This window comes from Nitrosomonas sp. Nm84 (assembly GCF_003201565.1).
Lineage (GTDB): Bacteria > Pseudomonadota > Gammaproteobacteria > Burkholderiales > Nitrosomonadaceae > Nitrosomonas.
The window spans coordinates 1-21389 of sequence record NZ_QJJP01000033.1 but is presented as its reverse complement, the minus strand read 5'-3'; the positions used below and the strand labels follow the sequence as shown (position 1 = coordinate 21389).

At 46.6% G+C, this 21389-nt stretch carries 22 protein-coding genes; 15 read left to right on the top strand and 7 right to left on the bottom strand.

Annotation, left to right across the window (positions count from 1 at the left end):
* Positions 1 to 104 precede the first annotated feature (104 nt).
* Positions 105 to 749 (top strand): metalloregulator ArsR/SmtB family transcription factor, encoded by a 645-nt coding sequence (locus tag C8R34_RS14115; protein WP_110341658.1) that lies wholly within the window; start codon positions 105 to 107, stop codon positions 747 to 749.
* 7 nt (positions 750 to 756) lie between these two features.
* Here C8R34_RS14115 and ligA read toward each other — a convergent pair whose 3' ends face one another.
* The gene (ligA, locus tag C8R34_RS14110) at positions 757 to 2784 is read right to left on the bottom strand and encodes an NAD-dependent DNA ligase LigA (RefSeq protein WP_110341657.1); all 2028 of its coding nucleotides are present in this window, start codon (positions 2782 to 2784) and stop codon (positions 757 to 759) included.
* Between the two features lie 237 nt (positions 2785 to 3021).
* Here ligA and C8R34_RS14105 point away from each other — a divergent pair, with 237 nt between their 5' ends.
* The 7 genes from C8R34_RS14105 to lipA all read left to right on the top strand — a co-directional run bounded on the left by C8R34_RS14105 (position 3022) and on the right by lipA (position 8580).
* Positions 3022 to 3903, top strand: a complete 882-nt coding sequence (locus C8R34_RS14105; RefSeq protein ID WP_110341655.1) for a DUF2914 domain-containing protein — start codon at positions 3022 to 3024, stop codon at positions 3901 to 3903.
* Between the two features lie 29 nt (positions 3904 to 3932).
* On the top strand, positions 3933 to 4478 hold the full coding sequence (locus C8R34_RS14100; protein ID WP_110341653.1) for an NUDIX hydrolase: 546 nt from the start codon (positions 3933 to 3935) through the stop codon (positions 4476 to 4478).
* Between the two features lie 89 nt (positions 4479 to 4567).
* On the top strand, positions 4568 to 5689 hold the full coding sequence (locus tag C8R34_RS14095) for a D-alanyl-D-alanine carboxypeptidase family protein (protein WP_110341690.1): 1122 nt from the start codon (positions 4568 to 4570) through the stop codon (positions 5687 to 5689).
* Between the two features lie 97 nt (positions 5690 to 5786).
* Positions 5787 to 6656 (top strand): D-amino acid aminotransferase, encoded by an 870-nt coding sequence (locus tag C8R34_RS14090; protein WP_110341651.1) that lies wholly within the window; start codon positions 5787 to 5789, stop codon positions 6654 to 6656.
* Between the two features lie 45 nt (positions 6657 to 6701).
* Positions 6702 to 6968: a YbeD family protein gene (locus C8R34_RS14085; RefSeq protein WP_110341649.1), complete on the top strand. Its 267-nt coding sequence runs from the start codon at positions 6702 to 6704 to the stop codon at positions 6966 to 6968.
* Positions 6969 to 6974: 6 nt separating this feature from the next.
* On the top strand, positions 6975 to 7622 hold the full coding sequence (gene lipB, locus C8R34_RS14080; RefSeq protein ID WP_110341647.1) for a lipoyl(octanoyl) transferase LipB: 648 nt from the start codon (positions 6975 to 6977) through the stop codon (positions 7620 to 7622).
* A 13-nt stretch (positions 7623 to 7635) separates the two neighbouring features.
* Positions 7636 to 8580, top strand: a complete 945-nt coding sequence (gene lipA / locus C8R34_RS14075; protein WP_110341645.1) for a lipoyl synthase — start codon at positions 7636 to 7638, stop codon at positions 8578 to 8580.
* A gap of 35 nt (positions 8581 to 8615) precedes the next feature.
* Here the strand turns inward: lipA and C8R34_RS14070 are convergent, their stop codons facing one another.
* From C8R34_RS14070 to ilvD, 3 genes are all read right to left on the bottom strand, one after another.
* Positions 8616 to 9029: an OsmC family protein gene (locus tag C8R34_RS14070; RefSeq protein WP_110341643.1), complete on the bottom strand. Its 414-nt coding sequence runs from the start codon at positions 9027 to 9029 to the stop codon at positions 8616 to 8618.
* Between the two features lie 83 nt (positions 9030 to 9112).
* Entirely contained in the window at positions 9113 to 9424 is a 312-nt protein-coding gene (locus C8R34_RS14065) for a c-type cytochrome (protein ID WP_110341641.1), read from the bottom strand.
* Positions 9425 to 9717: 293 nt separating this feature from the next.
* The gene (gene ilvD, locus C8R34_RS14060; RefSeq protein WP_110341639.1) at positions 9718 to 11391 is read right to left on the bottom strand and encodes a dihydroxy-acid dehydratase; all 1674 of its coding nucleotides are present in this window, start codon (positions 11389 to 11391) and stop codon (positions 9718 to 9720) included.
* Positions 11392 to 11498: 107 nt separating this feature from the next.
* Here ilvD and lgt point away from each other — a divergent pair, with 107 nt between their 5' ends.
* The 5 genes from lgt (at position 11499) to C8R34_RS14035 (ending at position 17019) form a co-directional block, all read left to right on the top strand.
* Positions 11499 to 12332 carry a prolipoprotein diacylglyceryl transferase gene (lgt, locus tag C8R34_RS14055; RefSeq protein ID WP_110341637.1) on the top strand — a complete coding sequence of 278 codons (834 nt, stop codon included), beginning with the start codon at positions 11499 to 11501 and terminating at the stop codon, positions 12330 to 12332.
* A gap of 188 nt (positions 12333 to 12520) precedes the next feature.
* Positions 12521 to 12901 (top strand): hypothetical protein, encoded by a 381-nt coding sequence (locus C8R34_RS14050; RefSeq protein WP_110341635.1) that lies wholly within the window; start codon positions 12521 to 12523, stop codon positions 12899 to 12901.
* 427 nt (positions 12902 to 13328) lie between these two features.
* Entirely contained in the window at positions 13329 to 15704 is a 2376-nt protein-coding gene (gene ppsA / locus C8R34_RS14045) for a phosphoenolpyruvate synthase (protein ID WP_110341633.1), read from the top strand.
* Positions 15701 to 16531, top strand: a complete 831-nt coding sequence (locus tag C8R34_RS14040; protein ID WP_110341631.1) for a pyruvate, water dikinase regulatory protein — start codon at positions 15701 to 15703, stop codon at positions 16529 to 16531. The genes ppsA and C8R34_RS14040 overlap by 4 nt, the downstream gene beginning before the upstream one ends.
* A 146-nt stretch (positions 16532 to 16677) precedes the next feature.
* Positions 16678 to 17019 carry a hypothetical protein gene (locus C8R34_RS14035; RefSeq protein WP_110341629.1) on the top strand — a complete coding sequence of 114 codons (342 nt, stop codon included), beginning with the start codon at positions 16678 to 16680 and terminating at the stop codon, positions 17017 to 17019.
* 81 nt (positions 17020 to 17100) lie between these two features.
* Here the strand turns inward: C8R34_RS14035 and phoR are convergent, their stop codons facing one another.
* Positions 17101 to 18399 carry a phosphate regulon sensor histidine kinase PhoR gene (gene phoR, locus C8R34_RS14030; protein WP_110341627.1) on the bottom strand — a complete coding sequence of 433 codons (1299 nt, stop codon included), beginning with the start codon at positions 18397 to 18399 and terminating at the stop codon, positions 17101 to 17103.
* An 85-nt stretch (positions 18400 to 18484) separates the two neighbouring features.
* Positions 18485 to 19207, bottom strand: a complete 723-nt coding sequence (phoB, locus tag C8R34_RS14025; RefSeq protein ID WP_110341625.1) for a phosphate regulon transcriptional regulator PhoB — start codon at positions 19205 to 19207, stop codon at positions 18485 to 18487.
* A 106-nt stretch (positions 19208 to 19313) separates the two neighbouring features.
* Here phoB and C8R34_RS14020 point away from each other — a divergent pair, with 106 nt between their 5' ends.
* Together C8R34_RS14020 and ubiE are read left to right on the top strand one after the other, a co-directional pair.
* The gene (locus C8R34_RS14020) at positions 19314 to 19724 is read left to right on the top strand and encodes a gamma-butyrobetaine hydroxylase-like domain-containing protein (protein ID WP_110341623.1); all 411 of its coding nucleotides are present in this window, start codon (positions 19314 to 19316) and stop codon (positions 19722 to 19724) included.
* 54 nt (positions 19725 to 19778) lie between these two features.
* Entirely contained in the window at positions 19779 to 20513 is a 735-nt protein-coding gene (ubiE, locus tag C8R34_RS14015) for a bifunctional demethylmenaquinone methyltransferase/2-methoxy-6-polyprenyl-1,4-benzoquinol methylase UbiE (protein WP_110341621.1), read from the top strand.
* 159 nt (positions 20514 to 20672) lie between these two features.
* Here ubiE and C8R34_RS14010 read toward each other — a convergent pair whose 3' ends face one another.
* Complete coding sequence (locus C8R34_RS14010) at positions 20673 to 21245, bottom strand: hypothetical protein (RefSeq protein WP_110341619.1); 573 nt, start codon at positions 21243 to 21245, stop codon at positions 20673 to 20675.
* Between the last annotated feature and the right edge of the window lie 144 nt (positions 21246 to 21389).

Here is a 21389-nt window from a genome sequence, read left to right as displayed (position 1 = left end):
TTCTATATAATATTGTAAGGAATTCTACTTTACTTTATATTTTGGGACTTTTGCAATAAAAATATGTCAAAACTGCTGACTTCAATTTTTACAAAGAAATTAGAATGTCCGCTTTATCATTTTTAGGTCAAAGTCAGCAATCATTGGTCACGGCTTTGCTTCATCACCGCAGCGGGCTCACGGTGGATGAATTGTCACAATTGCTGTGCATTTCCCGCAACGCAGTCAATCAGCACCTTTCCAGTCTGGGAAGTAGTGGTTTTATACAGAGCGCTATGCAAGAAAGCACCGGCGGCAGGCCCAGCAGAATTTATTCGTTATCCCCGAGTGGCTTGGAGCTTTTTCAGCGGCGCTATTCGTTCATTGCAAAACTACTGTTTACCTGGGTTGACAAAAATCTGGGCGAACAGGAGTTGCAAGCATGCTTGCAATCACTCGGAGAGCAAATGGCGGGAGAGTTTGAAAACCGTATGGCGAATCAATTATCGCCAACTGACAAGCTTCGTGAAGTAGCGGCGATTATGAGTGAACTGGGCTATGACGCAAGTGTTAGGAAAAGCTCGGATCAGCACGACGAAATTATCGCCAATAATTGCATTTTTCATAAACTCGCCGAAGCACAGCAGGGATTTTGCGCACTCGACCTGAGTTTTTTGGCTGCTTTACTAAAAACTGACATCCAGCACAAGGAATGCATCGTTAAGAAAGGAAATTACTGCTGTTTCACGGTTGCGACCCAAGTGGGATAGTTAACCATCATTGTAACAATGCCTGCAGCCCGGTTTCATCGAGAATCGTAATTCCCAAACTCACCGCCTTATCATACTTGCTACCTGGATCGGTACCCACGACGACATAATCCGTTTTCTTGGAAACGCTGCCGCTGACTTTACCACCCAACGCCTCGATTTTTTCCTTGGCATCCTCGCGACTCATCGTGGGCAGCGTTCCCGTCAGCACGAAGGTCTTGCCGTTTAAAGGAACACTGATACCGATTGATGCGGGCTTTCCTTCGTGTTCATCCCAATAGACGCCACTTAAGCGCAGTTGTTCGATCACTTCGCAATTATGCCGCTCCGCAAAAAAATCCACGATACTTTGCGCAACCACCGGACCGATATCCGGGATTTGCTGTAAGCGCTCGCTATTGGCCTCGATCAATCGATCCAGACTCCCCAAATGCGCTGCCAGATCCTTGGCGGTCGCTTCGCCGACATTGCGGATACCCAGTGCATAAATAAATCGTGCCAATGTCGTCTGTTTGCTGTTTTCAATCGCACGCCAAATGTTATTGGCCGATTTGTCCGCCATGCGTTCCAGACTCGCCAGTGCGGCCACACCCAATCGATAAAGATCCGCCGGTGTACGCACAATGGCTTGATCCACCATTTGATTGACCAGTTTGTCTCCCAATCCTTCAATATCCATCGCGCGGCGCGACGCGAAATGTAGAATCGCCTGTTTGCGTTGTGCCGGACAGAATAATCCGCCCGTACAGCGTGATTTCGCCTCTTCCGGAAGCCGCACGGCCTTGGCGCCACACACCGGACAGTGCGACGGCATCACAAAAACTCGCGCGTCAGCCGGACGCTTTTCCAGAATGACCGACACCACTTCCGGAATCACATCACCGGCACGGCGCACGATGACGGTATCGCCAATACGCACATTCTTGCGCTCGATCTCATCCGCGTTGTGCAGGGTGGCATTGGTCACTGTCACGCCGCCGACAAATACCGGTTTTAAACGCGCAACCGGCGTCAACGCACCGGTTCTGCCGACTTGCACATCAATATCCAACAATTGCGTGACCGCTTCCTGTGCCGGAAATTTATGCGCGACCGCAAATCGTGGCGCACGCGACACAAATCCCAATTGCTCCTGCTGCAACAACGAGTTGACTTTATACACCACGCCGTCAATATCATATGGCAAGCGCTCGCGCTGAGCACCGATCGCCTGATAATAGGCTAATAATTCCTGTAATCCTTTGACCACCTGACATTCTTTCGCAACGGGAAAATGTAGCGATGCAAGATACGCCATCACATGGCTATGCGTATCCTGCGGCAAGTTCACATCGCGATTTTCACCAACGCCATAGGCGAAGAAAGCCAAACGCCTTGTCGCAGTGATACTAGGATCGAGCTGGCGTAACGATCCTGCCGCAGCATTACGCGGATTGGCAAATTCTTTTTCGCCCTTGGCCAGTTGACGTTGATTCAAACTCAGAAAATCAGCTTTCAGCATCAGCACCTCCCCCCTGATTTCCAGCAATGGTGGCGGATCTTTTACCGATAGCGATAATGGAATCGATCTAATGGTCTTTAAATTTAACGTGATATCTTCGCCGGTATAGCCATCGCCACGCGTCGCACCGGCTCTAAGCATGCCGTTCTCGTAGCACAAACTGACGGCAAGGCCATCAAATTTTGGCTCCACCGCATACTCTACAGAATCAACCGACAAACCCTCACAGACGCGCCGGTCAAACGCTGTCACTTCCACTGCATCAAACGCATTGCTCAACGACAACATCGGTATATGGTGGGCGATTTGCGCAAAGGCTTCGAGCGGTGCAGCGCCGACACGTTGCGTCGGCGAGTCCACGGCAATCAGTTGCGGATAATCCTGCTCGATCTGCTGCAATTCGCGCAATAGCCGATCATATTCCGCATCAGGCATGGTTGGATTGTCCAATACATAATACCGGTAATTATGCAATTCGATCTCGGCACGCAGGTCCTGCACATACTGTTTTATTTTCTCAATGTTTTCATTCATACTTCGTCATTTGTTGCTATCAACACTTTCGCTGACTATCGATCTGGAAATATTCGACTTAAGCCAAAAATAATATTGTTAACCAACGGATAGCTTACTTTATTTTTAACTGTTCAAACAAAATCCGTAATGACGGTTTGTAAAGCGTGATTCTGTTATTTCTAAAAAATCCTTTATACTGAATAAAAGCCCGCAAACCAACTTTCAGACATAAGCATGTCTTAAGATATTCCTTTTATGAGCGACAATACATTAAAAATCCGCATCCAAATTCAGCAACCGCAACAAGCCATCGAACAGACCTACCCTGATTTGCCCGAACCAGAAATTGTCTATGAACACTCGCTGGATTGGAAAAAAATTGGTGCTGCCGTTCTGTTGTTGCTATCCATTCTTGCTTTGATCGGTTATTTCATGTTGGGTACCGATAAAGTCCAGCCTCCTTCAAATGGAGAAGCTGTGACAGCCACTGATCCGGCTACCATGCAAGAAAATAAAACTCCACTGGAAGAACTTGCACCGGAATCTGCGGTAAAAGATCAATCCGCCAAAACCGAACTCAGCCAATCACCTGCTGAACAGAATAATGCTGCGGACATCATTCAACCTAAGGACAAAATTCAATCTGGAAAAACCATGAATCCAACCGGTCAAGCCGCTGCACCGGTAGTTAAATCGAAACCTGAACCCATAATCCATAAACCGGTTGCAGTCCCTCGCAATAAACCGGAATCTACAGAATCTACGAAACCAATATTACCACCAGAACCCCAAAACACATCGGATCATCCCCAGGTGCTGCGCGCGCAATTGAGCCATGACGTCAAAGCGCGTGAACCGGTGGATGCAATTGATTCCATACAATTACGGCCGGGTAAATCCCAACCGATTTATTTTTACTTACACTTAAAGAATTTGCAAGGTAAGCGCGTCGGCATTTTGTGGTATCGCAACAATAAACTGGATTCGCAATTATTTCTGGATATTCGCCTCGACAACTGGCGCACCCAGGCAAGCAAGCAATTGGATCATCAAAGACTGGGCACATGGCGTGTTGAATTGGTGGATGAATCCGGCAACCGACTAGCAACGCGGAGCTTCACTGTCACCGAACGCTGAAACGCTTTCAGGAAATTTAAGGATTCCCTATGAAATACTGCAGTAATTGTAGCGCCACGGTCGAATTACTGATACCCGCGGGCGATTCCCTGCCACGATATGTATGCACCACATGTCATGTCATTCATTATCAAAATCCCAAAATGGTTGTAGGATGCATTCCCGAGTGGGAAGACAAAGTTTTGTTATGCCGTCGCGCCATAGAACCGCGCCTTGGTTGGTGGACTTTACCTGCCGGTTTTATGGAGAATAATGAAACCTTGGCGCAGGCTGCCGCGCGTGAAACGCAGGAAGAAGCCAATGCGAAGGTGGAAATCGGCGACCTGTACGCAATCTACAGCCTTCCCCACATTAGTCAGGTGTATTTTTTATTCCGTGCACGACTGCTTGATCTTGACTTCAGTCCCGGCATTGAAAGCTTGGAAGTCCAACTGATGTCTGAGCAAGAAATCCCTTGGGAAGAAATGGCGTTTCGAGTCATTCATGATCCCTTAAAGCAGTACTTTAAAGAACGCAATCAAGGTAAATTGGGTTTTCACATGGGTGTGATTGATCGACCGCCTAGCAATACTTGATGAGTATTCATAGGGATGGCCATATAAAAAAGCGATGTTTTTAGATTCTCCCAGAGCAGGATATAATGATTACTTTTTACAAACCTTCTATGAAGCATTTATTTTTATCATTACTACTGTGCTTCGCTGTATCTTCAGTATCTGCCCAACAGCAAGGTATATCCATTGCGGCTAAAGCTTACATGTTGTCGGATTTCCAGACGGGGCAGCCATTAGCAAGCCAAAATGAACATGAACGTATAGAACCAGCTTCTCTCACCAAGCTGATGACAGCTTATGTCGTATTTTCAGCGTTAAAGCAAAATCGCCTGACGTTGGATCAGGTAGTGCCGGTATCGCAAACCGCCTGGAAAATGATTGGTTCACGCATGTTTATCGAGCCTAATAAACAGGTTACCGTCGACGAATTGATCCGAGGCATGATCGTGCAATCCGGAAATGATGCGTGTATCGCTCTGGCAGAAGCAGTTTCCGGCTCAGAAGCCGGTTTTGCGGATGTCATGAATAAAGAAGCCGAGCGTTTGGGTATGGCAAACACGCATTTCACCAACTCCACCGGCTTGCCCGACCCGAATCACTACACTACGGCGCATGATCTTACAGTATTGGCAACGGCAATCATCCGGGATTTTCCTGAATTTTACCCACTGTATTCACAAAAAGAATACACCTATAACAACATTACACAACCCAATAGAAATCGGCTGTTATGGCTGGATCCGCATGTCGACGGCATGAAAACAGGGTGGACCCAGAATGCAGGATATTGTCTGATTACATCAGCGACTCGCGACAAAAGACGCTTGCTATCGGTGGTCATCGGTGCTAAATCCGCCAATGCGCGCAGTGTTGAAAGCCAGCGATTGCTCAATTACGGCTTCCAGTTTTACGATACATTGCATTTATACAAAAAGAACGACCCGTTGACCACGATCCATTTGTGGAAAGGCGCGCAAAATGAATTAAAAGCCGGATTTGACCGTGATGTTTATTTTACGCTGCCCAAAGGCCAATCCGACAAACTCAAGGCCACCATGGAATATAAGCAACCGCTGATTGCACCTGTTCAACTTGGCCAGGAAGTAGGTACGGTCAAATTCACACTGGATGACAAAGTTATTGAAACCTATCCATTAGTTGCCTTAGAAAACGTTGAAATAGCGAATATCTTCGGTCGTACCTGGGATAGTGTAAAATTACTTTTTAACTAAAATCCAAATTTCGCCATAACGCTTCGCTACTCGCTGTGTTTAGAATCTTGAATTTTTGGAATATCCTAACTCTATTCAAACTATCAAAAGGGCTCGCATGATATATCTGAACGGTAAATTTATGCCCATTGAAGAAGCATACATTCCTGTTCTGGATCGTGGCTTTATTTTTGGTGACGGTGTGTATGAAGTGATTCCCGTTTATTCACGCAAACCATTCCGTCTCACCAACCACCTCAATCGGCTGCAACACAGTCTGGATGGAATTCGCCTGAGAAATCCGCTCAGTAATGAAGAATGGCAGAACTTACTGGAGCAAGTCATCGCCAAAAACGAAGGCGAAGATCAGTATCTTTATCTCCACATCACACGCGGCGTAGCGAAACGGGACCATGCTTTTCCTGCTAACGTTCCACCTACTGTCTTTATCATGAGCAACCCGCTATTGCCACCGCCTGCTGAGTTGCTGGTCAGCGGTGCAGCCGCCATTACCTCCTCGGATAATCGCTGGATACGCTGCGATGTCAAAGCCATTTCGCTATTGCCCAATGTGCTGCTGCGTCAATTGGCAGTGGATGTACACGCGCTGGAAACTATCCTGATCCGGGATGGATTTCTCACGGAAGGCGCGGCCAGTAACATATTCGTTGTCAAAGACAACGTGCTGCTAGCGCCGCCAAAGAGTCATCTGATGTTACCTGGGATCACGTATGATGTTGTTCTGGAGCTGGCAGCAGCCAATCGAATCCCGCATGAAATCAGAGAAATTTCAGAAGCAGAAATACGCACAGCCGATGAAATCCTATTGACATCGTCCACCAAGGAAATTATGCCAATTACATCACTGGACAACAAACCCGTTGGCAATGGAAAACCAGGCGCCATGTTTACTCAGCTGCATGCGTTGTATCAACAATATAAAGCTACGGACATGCGTGGTCATCCTTCAGGTACTGCAAGCCGCTGAAAAGTACCTGGAATATTTGAACTTAAGCAGTTTTCGATTTTGCACATGACAGAGCAGCCTTCTTTAATTGAATATCCCTGTGATTTTCCCATCAAAATTATGGGAAAAGTGCAGCAAAACTTCACACAAACCGTGCTGGCTATCGTCAAACATCACGCCCCTGACTTTGATACCACAACCATGTCGGTCAGGACCAGCAAGAACGGGACTTATTTAAGTATCACCTGCATCATCCGCGCTACTTCCCGGCCACAGCTGGATGCACTCTATCAGGCATTATCCGAGCATCCCATGATTGCTGTGGTATTGTGATCGACCATGCTGCAAAATTATTTCTCAACACCAGCTGTGCACCACCATTTCATCGTCAGAACATTCGGATTGTCCGATTACCAAACAACCTGGCAGGCCATGAAAGATTTTACCCATACGCGCACGGCAGAAACTTGCGACGAAATTTGGTTATTACAACACTTTCCTGTCTTTACCCAAGGCATTGCGGGAAAACCTGAACATCTATTGCACGACCACGGCATTGATTTGATTAAAACGGACCGGGGCGGTCAGATCACTTATCATGGGCCAGGGCAAGTCATCGCTTATTTATTGTTGGATATACGTCGCTTGAAGTTTGGCGTGCGGGAATTGGTCCGAAGTATGGAAAACGCCGTGATAGACTTGCTAAAATCCTATTGCATCAATGCAATTGGTCGCATTGATGCACCCGGGGTCTATGTCGATAATGCGAAAATTGCGGCACTGGGACTCAAAATCAAAAAGAACTATTGCTACCACGGCATAGCGCTCAATGTGGATATGGATTTAACGCCTTTCTCCTATATCAATCCATGCGGTTATCAAGGCTTGCGCGTCACGCAAACCAAAGACTTGGGAATCACCGATGGATTGGAAATTTTAAGCAGTAAACTTGCCAATCAATTACAAGAAAAACTTCTCAAAGGATAAGTTATTTATCATTATGACTACTGATACCCGCCAAAAAGGCGCCGACAAAACAGCACGCAATCCCATCAAAATCACGCCACAGTCACGTAGCGATCTACTGCGCAAACCCTCATGGATTCGTGTTCGTTCGTCGAACAGTGAGCAGTATTACGAAGTTAAACAGCTATTACGTGAACATAAACTGCACACTGTCTGTGAAGAAGCTGCTTGCCCCAACATTGGCGAATGCTTTGGCAAAGGTACCGCAACATTCATGATTCTGGGTGATCTATGCACCCGTCGCTGCCCATTCTGCGATGTTGCGCATGGCAGACCCAAACCACCGGATGCCGACGAACCGCTGCATCTGGCGCAATCCATTGCGGCCATGAAATTGAAATATGTCGTGATTACCAGTGTTGATCGTGACGATCTGCGCGATGGTGGCGCGCAACACTTTACTGATTGTATCCGTGAAATACGCACGCACTCGCCACATACAAAAATCGAAACATTGGTACCGGACTTTAGAGGCCGCTTGGAAGTTGCGCTGGAAAAACTCGCGGCTTGCCCGCCGGATGTCTTGAACCATAATCTTGAAACTGTACCGAGATTGTACAAACAATGCCGTCCAGGGGCGGATTATGCGAATTCGCTGAAGCTTCTAAAAGACTTTAAAGCGGATTTCCCTCATATTCCGACTAAATCAGGACTCATGCTTGGGTTAGGCGAAACCGATGAAGAAATTATGGAAGTCTTGCGCGATTTGCGTGAACACAATGTAGAAATGCTGACCATTGGTCAGTATTTACAACCCAGTATCGGTCATTTGCCGGTCATGCGCTATGTCACACCAGAAGGTTTTAAAATGTTTGAACAAGCGGCATTGGCAATGGGCTTCAGTCACGCCGCATGTGGACCGATGGTACGCTCCAGCTATCATGCAGACCAACAGGCCCATGAATCCGGTTTGTTATAACGACGATATTGATTACTCAGAAAATCACATCGTTATCAATCGATAATCTCAAAATCATGCGTTATTTTTACTGCGGCTTTGAGCATGATGGATGCCGAGCAATATTTCTCAGATGACAGATTAATCGCACGCTCAACTTGTTGTGGATTCAAATTGTTGCCCGTAATGATGAAATGCAGGTGAATGTGCGTAAATACCTTTGGATCAACGGGCGCGCGTTCGGCTTCAATCTCTACCATACAATCCGTAATATCCTGGCGGCTTTTTTTCAAAATCAGTACCACATCAAACGTGGTACAACCGCCCAGCCCCATCAACAGCATCTCCATCGGACGTGGTCCGAGATTCTGTCCGCCCGCCTCCGGTGCACCATCCATCAAAACCGAATGACCGCTACCTGATTCAGCTAAGAAACTGACATTTCCTTTCCATTTGATTCGAGTTTTCATCTCTCCCCCGGCGGGTACAAAAATAGTTATCCAAAGAAAAAGCCGACGTTATGAAGCGTCGGCTTTTCTGAAACCTGAATGACTTACTTCAGTGTCAGAATGAAATCTGCTAATACTTTAGCATTTTCTGGGCTAACAGCAGCATTAGGTGGCATTGGAATTGGACCCCAAACACCATTGCTTCCCTTCACGATCTTGTCTGCCAAATACGCAGAAGCATCAGCTTGGCCAGCATATTTAGCGGCGATTTCTTTCAGCGCTGGACCAACCAATTTGGTTTCAACAGTATGGCAGTTCAAACAACCACTACTTTTTGCCAGATCTGCATTTGCTTGCGCAACACCAGCTAATAATAAGGCTGACGCAGCAACGGCTCCTATTAACACTCTTTTCATATTTTTTTCCTTATTAAAATTATAAAAGGGTTTTCATTCTACCCTGAACTTTACATACGTGCATCAAATCCTGCAGATTTGTTATTTCCGGCATACAACCTTGTTGCCGTGCATGCCCAAGCACCTACAGAACCCGCTGCTGCCTCTGATTAAGCGGCTTTGCTAAGACTTGATGGCAAATTAATTAGTTCCGGTGAAAGCACTAAAATAGGCAGGCACGGGTATTGACGCTACAACGTGTTTTGCCAACAAAACACCTCGCCCCATGGGACGAGGAATTGAATCTGCAGAGATTAATCCGTTATCGCACCGGCGCTGGCGCTGGATACCAATTTCGCATATTTGGCCAGCACACCGCGTGAATAACGCGGTTGTGGCGGCTGCCAGGCAGCGCGCCGCTGCGCCAAAACTGCGTCCGGCACATTTAATTGCAACAATCGCTGCTCCGCATCAATGGTAATCGAATCGCCTTCTTGTACCAATGCAATGTTGCCGCCGACAAAGGCCTCCGGTGCAACGTGTCCGACCACCATGCCATAAGTACCACCGGAAAAACGCCCATCGGTAATCAATCCGACAGAATCGCCCAAACCTTCACCAATCAAGGCCGAAGTCGGCGACAGCATTTCGCGCATGCCGGGTCCGCCTTTGGGTCCTTCATAACGGATCACCACCACATCGCCGGGTTGGATTTTGCGTGCCAGAATCGCCGCCATACAGGTTTCTTCCGACTCAAATACACGCGCCGGGCCAGTAATTTTAGGGTTCTTGATTCCCGAAATTTTCGCCACGCAACCTTCGGTGGATAGATTGCCTTTCAGAATCGCCAAATGTCCCTGCGCATACATCGGATTATCCCACTGGCGGATCACATTCTGATCGGCGCGTGGTGTATCCGGAATATTTTGTAAGACTTCTGCAATGGTTTGTCCACTGATGGTGATGCAATCCCCATGCAGCAAGCCATGCACCAGCAACATTTTCATTACTTGTGGAATGCCACCCGCCTGGTGCAGATCAGCCGTGACATAGCGCCCGGAAGGTTTCAGGTCACACAACACAGGTACTTTGCCACGAATCCGTTCGAAATCATCGATATTGAATGGAATTTCCGCCGCATGCGTAATCGCCAGAAAATGCAATACTGCATTGGTAGACCCCCCCACCGCCATGATCACCGCGATGGCATTTTCTACCGATTTTCGGGTAATGATATCGCGCGGCAGAATTTGCTGTCTGATAGCATTGACCAATACCTCGGCGGACTGCCCTGCACTTACCAACTTCTCATTGTCTTCAGCGGACATCGTAGAAGAATATGGCAAACTCATTCCCATCGCTTCAAAAGCGGATGACATGGTATTGGCCGTGAACATGCCGCCACAAGAACCTACGCCGGGGCAGGAATGGCGTTCAATCTGCAGCAATTCCTCATCGTCTATTTTATGCGCGCTATGCTGCCCGACTGCCTCGAAGGCGCTGACGATGGTCAGATCTTGACCTTTATAATGCCCCGGTTTAATCGTGCCACCATATACAAAAATCGCCGGCACATTCATGCGCGCAATGGCGATCATGGCACCCGGCATATTCTTGTCGCACCCGCCAATGGCAATCACGCCATCCATACTTTCCGCCTGTACGCAGGTCTCAATCGAATCAGCAATGACCTCACGCGACACCAGTGAATACTTCATGCCTTCCGTACCCATGGAAATCCCATCCGACACTGTGATGGTACCGAACATCTGCGGCATGGCACCTGCTCGTTTCAATGCCGACTCCGCTTGTAATGACAGTTCATTTAGCCCTTTATTACACGGTGTTATGGTGGAATAACCATTGGCAACACCCACAATCGGCTTGTTAAAATCTCCATCGTTAAATCCGACTGCACGCAACATCGCACGGCTCGGTGCGTGCTGAGCGCCTTGGGTAATGGCCTGGCTACGTTTATTGTCTGGCATGCTTGCTCCTGAAATAAGATAAAAATACAATTTATGACAAGGCGTACGATTATCACAAACGCACTTGGTATAATGTTCAGTATTTTACCGTAAATAAGGTCGAAACTATGCTCGTTCATCCTCAAATTGATCCCGTTGCCATCTCAGTGGGACCACTTTCCGTCCATTGGTATGGACTGATGTATCTGCTCGGCTTTACGCTGTTCATCCTACTAGGGCGTTATCGAATCAAACATAACCCACATTCTGTGTTTACCTATGAGACGCTTGACGATGCGCTGTTTTACGGCATGCTGGGCGTTATCCTGGGCGGACGCCTGGGGCATGTATTGTTTTACCAGTTCGGTTATTACCTGGAACATCCGTTGCAAATTTTCGCCATCTGGGAAGGTGGCATGTCCTTTCATGGCGGATTCCTCGGTGTCATCATCGCCATGTCACTTGTTGCACGTAAACACCAACTGAAGTGGTTATCGGTAACCGATTTTATTGCACCACTAGTACCTTTAGGACTCGGTGCTGGTCGAATTGGCAATTTCATCAACGCAGAGTTATGGGGACGTCCCACCGATGCTCCCTGGGGTATGGTCTTTCCCTATGTTGACGAACTGCCTCGCCATCCCTCCCAGCTGTATCAATTTGCACTTGAAGGCATAGTTTTTTTTATATTTATCTGGATTTATTCGGCCAAACCGCGCCCGACCGGCGCGGTTAGCGGTATGTTCCTGATCGGCTACGGCGTTTTACGTTCATTTGCCGAGTTCTATCGCGAACCGGAAGATGGCTTCATGGGTGTACTGACTCTAGGGGTTACCATGGGTCAGTGGCTATCCATTCCAATGATTCTGACGGGAATAGCTGTATTGATTTGGGCCAACCGCCAAGCCACCAGTCATCCGAGTCCGCAGACTAACAATCCCCACAAGAGAAAAAAACGTTGAGAATGATGAAAATATTTAATCAATTGATCGAGATCATTCGCCTATATACAGCTCCCAGCATGACTGTCAGACGAAATCACCACCACCTAAGGGTTACCCTTAGCAAAAAACAATAGTTTCCCCAATATACTCAATCTATTGACTCGATTAAGATGGCACCATTCGTTCATCATTAAAGGATACTCATCATGAAAACATCAACACTCTTAATCGCGTCTTTGTTTGTATTGGGTACATTCACATCATCTGCGTTTGCACAAAATGCAATCGATAACGAAGATCACTTTGCTTTGGCAGAACATCATGAAAACGCAGCCAAAGAAGTAGATGCAAAATTACAAGAACACAAAATAGCACTTGAAGAGTATGAAGATCATTCATCTCATTATGGACGCCGTGGCCAAGATGTTCAATCACATACAATCGCAAATATTCGCGAATATGAAAAACAATTAAATGAACATTTAGATACCGCTAATCTGCATAAAAGATTGGCCATGGAACAGCAAAATAACGTGATCAATAAAGCAAAACTCAATGTAAACGATGATTCCACAGTAATAAGATAAGAAAGAAATAAATCAAAATCGAGCGATCACAGATTAAATCTGTGATCGCTTTTTTTATTTCACACATTGTCCATTTGGATTCAAAATCTATCAGTCAAAGGACGTCAGTCAATCACCAACATACCGGTGTTTTTTGTTTTCTATTAATCTCGTCTAAGAAATCCGGTTCAGCAATATCACACGCCGCCTTTCACTGCGCTTTACGTTGTAGTTCAATACACACCGCAGCTTGATCTTTGCGATTTTTCAGTCATTGGATACACAAAAAACCATCATGAAAAATAACCAGCAGTACATGTGCCATTGGTAACCTACTCTACAACTAAGCAGCCTTGCCTTACAGCAAAGACCATCACCTTGTCAAAAACTGATAGCATCCAAAGCTATAATGATAGCAATCACGATGAATTGAGAGGAGTTCCTTACCATGACAGAATATATCGCCTGGTTTGACCAATTGACAATGAAAGATGTGGGCTTGGTTGGCGGTAAAAATGCTTCGCTGGGGGAGATGATTAGCCACCTTTCACAAGCAGGCGTTAACGTACCAGCAGGTTTTGCCACCACGACCAAAGCTTACCGGGAATTCCTGATTGTTAATGGATTGGTTGATCGTATCAATCACATACTAGATACCTTGGATGTTGACGATATCAACGCGCTGACAACCGCAGGTAAGATAATTCGCGATTGGATGCTCAGTGCCACACTCCCGGATACTATTTTAGCTGCAGTGTCACAAGCTTACGAGAAACTGGTGGCGAGTAATGATCATGCTGCAATCTCGTTCGCAGTACGCTCCTCTGCGACCGCTGAGGATCTGGCAGATGCTTCCTTTGCGGGTCAGCAGGAAACATTGTTGAATGTACGCGGACTTGATCAGATCCTCGAAGCGATCAAAATCGTATTTGCTTCACTGTATAACGATCGGGCGATTGCTTATCGCGTTCATCAAAAATTTCCGCACGACAAAGTATATCTATCGGCTGGCATTCAAAAAATGGTGCGCAGCGACCTGGGTGCCAGCGGTGTGATGTTCACGTTGGATACTGAATCCGGTTTTCGGGATGCTATTTTTATTACCGCTGCGTATGGCTTAGGCGAAACGATTGTACAGGGTACTGTCAATCCTGATGAATTCTATGTTTATAAACGCGGCTTGAATTTAGGATACCCTGCGATTCTCTCACGGCGTTTAGGCACGAAAGCCATCGAGATGATTTATAACAACAAAAATGACACCAACGATGCATTCACACTGACCCGTGATGTGAACATTGAGCGGCGCATGCGTTTTTCTCTGTCGGATGCCCAAGTTGAGGCGTTAGCGCGCCAGGCCTTGATCATTGAACAGCATTATGGCCGCCCAATGGATATCGAATGGGCGTTAGATGGATTGGATGGGCAGCTGTACATCGTGCAGGCCCGCCCTGAAACTGTTGAAAGTCGAGCCAATGCCGTGCTGGAACGTTTCAAATTAAACGGCACAGGAACAGTGCTCGCAGAAGGCCGGGCAATCGGACATAAAATTGGCCAAGGAACAGCCCGCTTGATCATGAATACGGATCAAATGCATGAAATTCAGCCCGGCGATGTACTCGTTACCGAAATGACCGATCCGGACTGGGAGCCCATTATGAAGCGGGCCGCTGCGATTGTGACCAATCGTGGCGGACGCACCTGTCATGCCGCCATTATCGCAAGGGAAATGGGAATTCCCGCGGTAGTCGGTTGCGGTGATGCAACCACGCTGATCAAGGATGGATCGGAAGTTACGGTTTCTTGTGCTGAAGGCGATACAGGCTATGTGTATGCCGGCTTGCTGCCATTCGAGCACACCACGTCCGACACTGGAAAATTGCCTAATTTACCCATCAAAATCATGATGAATGTCGGCAATCCCTCTCATGCCTTTGCATTTTCACTCATCCCCAATCAGGGGATCGGACTCGCCCGGCTGGAATTTATTATCAACAACATGATCGGCATTCATCCCAAAGCACTGTTGGAATTCGATCAATTACCCGATGATCTGAAAAATGAAATCAGCAGTCGCATTGCAGGCTATCAAAGTCCCGTCGACTTTTACGTCGATAAATTGGTCGAGGGTATCGCAACGCTGGCGGCAGCGTTTTATCCGCACCCTGTCATTGTGCGTACATCCGACTTTAAATCCAATGAATATGCCAACCTAATCGCGGGGAATCGCTATGAACCGCATGAAGAAAACCCCATGATCGGCTTTCGTGGCGCATCGCGTTATCTTTCGGTCGCTTTTCGTGATTGCTTTGAATTGGAATGCCGCGCTTTACGCAGAGTGCGCGATGACATGCATCTCACCAATGTGGAAATCATGATTCCTTTTTGCCGCACGCAGGAAGAAGCCGAACAAGTAACCGCGCTGCTGACGACACAAGGGTTGGTGCGTGGCAAAAACGACTTGCGCTTGATCATGATGTGCGAAATTCCTTCCAATGCGCTGCTCGCAGAAGAATTTCTACAATACTTTGATGGTTTTTCCATTGGCTCCAATGATATGACTCAGCTAACGCTCGGTATTGATCGCGACTCCAGCCTGGTCGCTCATGTATTCGATGAACGTAATCCTGCCGTCAAGCAATTACTCAAAATGGCCATTGAAGCTTGCCGCAAACAGGGAAAATATATCGGCATCTGCGGACAGGGACCTTCCGACTATCCGGATTTTGCAGTTTGGCTATATGAACAAGGCATCAGCAGCGTATCACTCAACCCCGATTCAGTGATGGATACGTGGCTACATTTAGCAAGGATTGGTAAATGACAAAACAAAAACGCACGGTTTTTTATTTGTCGGACGGTACCGGCATCACGGCGGAAACGCTTGGACACAGTTTACTGACTCAGTTTGACGGTATTGAATGGCAAACCGTCAACGTACCGTTCCTGGACGATATCGAAAAAGCCAGAATCGTGCTATCGCAGATTAATCGTGCCGCCGAACAGGATGGTCATCGACCTCTGGTATTCAGCACACTGCTGAAACCGGAAATCCTGCAAGTCATCAAACAGGCAAACTGCCGAGAATTTGATTTTTTTGAAACCTTTATCCGTTCCATCGAAGAAGAACTCAGTCAACCATTTGCGCGCATCACTGGACGTTCGCACGGCGTGCAGCACCATCTGTCCTATTTCAAACGCATTGCCGCAATCAATTATGTATTGGCGCACGATGACGGCGTCAACCCGAAAAATTTTGCTGACGCGGATATCGTCCTGATCGGTGTTTCCCGCTCCGGCAAAACACCGACTTGTCTGTATTTGGGATTGCAATATGGCATTGCCGCGGCAAATTATCCGCTGACGCAAGAAGATATGTCCACACTGCAGTTGCCGAAAGTATTGGAAAATGTACGAAGCAAATTATTTGGACTGACACTCAGTGCTACGCAACTGCATTTCATCCGGCAGGAACGCCGCCCGAACAGCCAATACGCCACGCTAACGCAATGCCAGCAGGAAATTCAGTGGCAGGAATCGCTATTTCGTATATGCAATATTCCCTATTTGGATACCACGCACATCTCCATTGAGGAAATCAGCGCCACGATACTGAATCGTTGCGGTTTGAAGCGGCAGTTATACGGATGAGTCGTAAAAAAGCCCTGGCAGATCATTTTGCAACAGCCTGCTAATGGTTTCTCTCAGTAAAAAATCAGAGTTTCCCCAGTATATCCAACGCACCGATAGAATTAAGATAATCTTGTCTATTTCATTTGTACTTTAGGAGTACTCTCATGAAAATATCAAAACTTTTAATAGTATTATCTTCGCTTGCACTTAGCTTATCCGTTCTACCTGCATTTGCAAATGAGGTTGCAGGAATTGCTGATAACGATCACGCTGCTTTGATAAAGTATTACGAAAAACATGCTCATGAAGAAGAAGACTTGCTGCATGAGGATGAAAAATTACTCGAAGAATATGAAGAGCATCCATTTTATTTTGGCGGAGGCCAGGATACCCAATCCCATACTTTGGCCAATATCCATCAGCACGAAAAAACGATAGAAAAAGACCTGCTTCATGCTGAAGACCACAAAAAAATGATGATTCAGAAAGATAGTTCGACAGATTAAGCAAAGGTCGAAAAATCGTAATTCTCCATCGCAATGAAGTAAAAAATATTGCCGCAGCAAAGGATTCTGCACCACCTGATTTTATGGAATCAGTCGCTCGGCAGGAAACCATATATTGAACCGACTGCCTTTGCCTACCTGACTGATAATCTCCAGACGCGCTTCATGCCGACTTAAGACATGCTTGACGATAGCAAGCCCGAGTCCTGTTCCACCGGTTTCCCTTGAGCGACTACTATCAATGCGATAAAAGCGTTCTGTCAAACGCGGAATATGCTCCGCTTCAATACCAATGCCGCTATCCTGCACATAAAACAAACCTTGCCCCTTATGTTTCTCCCAATTGATACTGATCTCACCTCTATCCGGCGTATAACGAATCGCATTGCTGATCAAATTACTAAACGCGCTGCGCAATTCCTCTTCGCTGCCCATTAGCTGGTCTTGCGTAGCAATATTCAATTTGATTTGATGACGCCCGGCGCTGAGCGATTCCGCATCCTGCAGGATGTTATGCAGCAAGCTGACCACATCGACTATTTTCTCATTGATTTTATTCTGCTCATTCTCCAGTCGCGACAGAATCAACAAGTCTTCAATCAGTCGCTGCATGCGGGTAGTTTGTTCAGTCATTAATGCCAAGGCACGCTTATTGAATCCGGTATTAACATTGTCATCCGCTGATAAAGTCTCGAGAAAACCACCAATAACCGTCAGCGGTGTGCGCAACTCATGAGAAACGTTAGCAATAAAATCGCGCCGCATGGTTTCTATTTTCTCAAATCGCGTAATATCTCGGCTGATCAAAAGTTTTTGGTTATAGCCATAAGGCACAAGCTGTAAAGAAATGATCAAATCTTTCAGGCGCGTTTGTTTCATAATTAAAGGACTACTGTATTGACGCGCCGCCAGATATTCCACAAACGGTATTTGCCGCACCAAATAAGTGATTTGCTGACCCGCATCCAGCGACAAATGAATGCCTAAGTGCTGTTCAGCGACACGATTACACCATTCAATCCGATCCACTTCATCCAGAATGACAATGCCGTCAGGCATCGCTGACGTGACATTGCGCATGCGCTCCAATGCCAGACTCAGTAATTCTTGGCTTTGGCTATGCTGTCGCACGTAGCGCGACAAATGCGCGAACACATCATCCCAAGCACAGGAACCCGCCGGAATACTGGCAGGAGAATGATCGGAGCGCTGTAACCAGCGTTCCAATGCAACTAAATGGCGCACATGATGAAACACCATCCATAGCAAAACAGCGCTGAAAAAGATCAGGGCTTTCACAGCGCCAAAAATCATCCACAATACTGCGGCGATAAAAATAATCAGTAAGATGTTAGAGGAACGCTTCCAGATATCAGACACTTAAATAACCCTGAGAAAAATGATAGCCGGGAGGAAAATGCTGATTGACATCGTTTTTAAAATTCAAATGCTGCATTTTACTTTGTCAAATTTCGACATCTGAAGCTTTAGTAGGCGGCAAAGCAATCGCCGAAAACCGATAGCCTGCGCCTCTGACAGTTTGTATCCATTCATCCTTGCCTGCCAATTCCAATGCTTTGCGCAGTCGACGAATATGCACATCGACGGTACGTTCTTCGACAAACACATGATCACCCCATACCCGATCCAATAATTGGCTGCGCGAATAGACACGTTCGGTATGCGTCATCATAAAATGCAGCAAGCGATATTCGGTAGGTCCCAGTTCAATTTCTTTATTTCCGGCAGTTACGCGATGATTGACCGGATCCAACCGCAATCCATCCATTTCAACCACTTCGTCAGAAGCTTCCGGAATCAATCGACGTAGCACCGCATTGATACGGGCAATCAATTCCCGTGGCGAGAAAGGTTTAGTGATGTAATCATCCGCACCAATTTCCAGACCGGCCACCTTATCCGCTTCCTGTGTTCGCGCCGTCAGCATAATAATGGGAATTAAGCGTGAACGCTCATTACGCCGCAACATCTTTGCAAACTCGACACCGCTCATGCCCGGCAGCATCCAGTCCAGCAAAATCAAGTCCGGCAGCGCATCATTGATCAGCACCATCGCCTTCTCGGCATTCTCTGCGCAAACGCTTTCATACCCGGCTTGCTGCAGATTATAAGCAATCAATTCCTGTATAGCAGCTTCATCTTCCACGATCAGTATTTTTGCAGCCATGTCTGTATTCCTGTATCGATTAAATTTTTCCTGCACAGAGTTTGCTACAATGGCCTTATCGATTACTTTTAGCAGTCTGTTAACTCACTTACATTGAATAACCATCATGGCCGGCTTAACCAAAAACACACCGCACCCCACAGAAATCAAATTACACCAGCAATCCAGAGTACTGGATATTGCCTTCTCTGATGGCAAGACTTTTCAATTTTCATGTGAATTTTTACGTGTCCATTCGCCGTCAGCCGAAGTAAGCGGCCATGGCCCAGGGCAGGAAGTACTCCAAACCGGTAAGAAAATGGTCAATATCCGGAAAATCGAGCCCGTTGGTAATTATGCCATACAACTTAATTTTACCGATGGCCATAACACCGGACTGTATTCATGGGACTTGCTCTATAACTATGGCCTGAATCAGGATAAAATGTGGCAGCGCTATCTGCAACGCATGGAAGAAGCCGGGGCAAGCCGCGAGCACGCCACCAAAAACCCGACGATGAATCATTCCTGTCAATAAATTGCCATCGACACGCATCAATAAGTCACATCATACTTAAACTTAATTATTACCATGACTAAAACTACGCATTTTGGCTTTAACACAGTTGCTGAAGATGAAAAAGCCGGTAAAGTCGCCGAAGTCTTTCATTCCGTAGCAGAACGCTACAATCTGATGAACGATCTGATGTCCGTTGGGCTGCATCGTTTGTGGAAGCGCTTTGCCATTGAAACCAGCGGCGTAAAGCACGGCGACAAGGTATTGGATATTGCGGGCGGCACCGGCGACTTAAGTACACTGTTTTTGCAGAAAGTAGGTAAATCCGGCGAAGTCTGGTTGACCGATATCAACAACTCCATGCTATCCATCGGTCGCGATCGTTTGATTGACGAAGGCACGCCTACGCCGGCTGCACAATGCGATGCAGAGAAATTGCCCTTTCCGGACAATTACTTTAATTGCGTCAGCGTCGCATTTGGTCTCAGGAACATGACGCACAAGGATATTGCGCTTAAAGAAATGCTGCGCGTCATCAAACCGGGCGGAACCGTCATTGTGCTGGAATTTTCCAAGGTCTGGAAACCGCTGCAACCGGCCTACGACGCTTATTCATTTAAGTTACTGCCCGCGATGGGAAAAGTCATTACCAATGATGCAGAAAGCTACCGCTATCTGGCCGAATCCATCCGCATGCACCCTTCCCAGATTGAATTGCAGGAATTGATGCAGCAAGTGGGCTTTGAACGGGTAGAATACTTTAATTTGACAGCAGGTATTGTGGCGTTGCATCGGGGATATAAGTTTTAACGGCGACGTAAAACGATAGCGTGGTAAGAATCGGTTAGCCATATTCACATACACGATCAAGGCTTATTGCTCCGACAAACCACAGTTTATCAGAGCAATACTTTTGAACTGCGTGTTTGAGGTCACTGCGCACAACAAATATCAAACATAGCAGGTGATTTATTTATCGCAGCTGTTTGAAGTGTATACTGTGCCTCGTCCGCTATATCCAGAGACGCTGCCAAAAGGTTCCCCCTTTGGATTGATTGCAAGCACTGTGCGAGTGTGTGTATCCTTAAGATGTCCGGATGCACAGGAGAATTTCCCGGTACCGCCGGTAATTTTAGTCGTGGCGGATGGCTGGAACGTACATCCCTCTTTCGTTTTTCCATCCTCATCAAAGCACTTCAGGCTGATACACAATGATAATGCAGTTGCTTCAGTAAATAGTTGATCGCCACTTTTCTTTAGTTGAATAATACCCTTGGATTTTACGAGTTCAGCTACTACTCCTTGATCACCATCGGGAGTTAAGCAACTTTCCGGTACGCCATCGTTCAGTTTGACTGCGACCTCTGCAAGGACACTGATTAACGCCCCACCCAGTTGCTTACTTTTGCCGTTTAAACTCATATAATTTGAGAGGCCATCATCCCGAGTAATGATAGTACTGTTAATAAAGTAACCATTTCCCGTCAAAGAAAAATCAACTTTATCCCCCGTATTCCCATGACCGTCATCTTGAGTAGCCATTGCAACATGCACATTACTCAGTATAACTGTCAAGGCAATCCATAATAATTGTATCCCGTCAGCGCAAATTGGACAAAATAGCGTGATTGCCTAAGAGAGTGTTTTAGTTCATCGTTACTTTAAAAAGGAGCGATGAATGACAGG

Coding starts and splice junctions, on each gene's coding strand:
- lgt (WP_110341637.1), top strand. CDS start 11,499: ATGCTCGTTCATCCTCAAATTGATCCCGTTGCCATCTCAGTGGGACCA.
- C8R34_RS14070 (WP_110341643.1), bottom strand. CDS start 9,029: ATGAAAACTCGAATCAAATGGAAAGGAAATGTCAGTTTCTTAGCTGAA.
- C8R34_RS14090 (WP_110341651.1), top strand. CDS start 5,787: ATGATATATCTGAACGGTAAATTTATGCCCATTGAAGAAGCATACATT.
- ligA (WP_110341657.1), bottom strand. CDS start 2,784: ATGAATGAAAACATTGAGAAAATAAAACAGTATGTGCAGGACCTGCGT.
- C8R34_RS14020 (WP_110341623.1), top strand. CDS start 19,314: ATGGCCGGCTTAACCAAAAACACACCGCACCCCACAGAAATCAAATTA.
- phoB (WP_110341625.1), bottom strand. CDS start 19,207: ATGGCTGCAAAAATACTGATCGTGGAAGATGAAGCTGCTATACAGGAA.
- lipB (WP_110341647.1), top strand. CDS start 6,975: ATGCTGCAAAATTATTTCTCAACACCAGCTGTGCACCACCATTTCATC.
- C8R34_RS14065 (WP_110341641.1), bottom strand. CDS start 9,424: ATGAAAAGAGTGTTAATAGGAGCCGTTGCTGCGTCAGCCTTATTATTA.
- C8R34_RS14040 (WP_110341631.1), top strand. CDS start 15,701: ATGACAAAACAAAAACGCACGGTTTTTTATTTGTCGGACGGTACCGGC.
- C8R34_RS14095 (WP_110341690.1), top strand. CDS start 4,568: ATGAAGCATTTATTTTTATCATTACTACTGTGCTTCGCTGTATCTTCA.
- lipA (WP_110341645.1), top strand. CDS start 7,636: ATGACTACTGATACCCGCCAAAAAGGCGCCGACAAAACAGCACGCAAT.
- C8R34_RS14050 (WP_110341635.1), top strand. CDS start 12,521: ATGAAAACATCAACACTCTTAATCGCGTCTTTGTTTGTATTGGGTACA.
- C8R34_RS14035 (WP_110341629.1), top strand. CDS start 16,678: ATGAAAATATCAAAACTTTTAATAGTATTATCTTCGCTTGCACTTAGC.
- C8R34_RS14105 (WP_110341655.1), top strand. CDS start 3,022: ATGAGCGACAATACATTAAAAATCCGCATCCAAATTCAGCAACCGCAA.
- ilvD (WP_110341639.1), bottom strand. CDS start 11,391: ATGCCAGACAATAAACGTAGCCAGGCCATTACCCAAGGCGCTCAGCAC.
- ubiE (WP_110341621.1), top strand. CDS start 19,779: ATGACTAAAACTACGCATTTTGGCTTTAACACAGTTGCTGAAGATGAA.
- ppsA (WP_110341633.1), top strand. CDS start 13,329: ATGACAGAATATATCGCCTGGTTTGACCAATTGACAATGAAAGATGTG.
- C8R34_RS14010 (WP_110341619.1), bottom strand. CDS start 21,245: ATGGCTACTCAAGATGACGGTCATGGGAATACGGGGGATAAAGTTGAT.
- C8R34_RS14100 (WP_110341653.1), top strand. CDS start 3,933: ATGAAATACTGCAGTAATTGTAGCGCCACGGTCGAATTACTGATACCC.
- C8R34_RS14085 (WP_110341649.1), top strand. CDS start 6,702: ATGACAGAGCAGCCTTCTTTAATTGAATATCCCTGTGATTTTCCCATC.
- C8R34_RS14115 (WP_110341658.1), top strand. CDS start 105: ATGTCCGCTTTATCATTTTTAGGTCAAAGTCAGCAATCATTGGTCACG.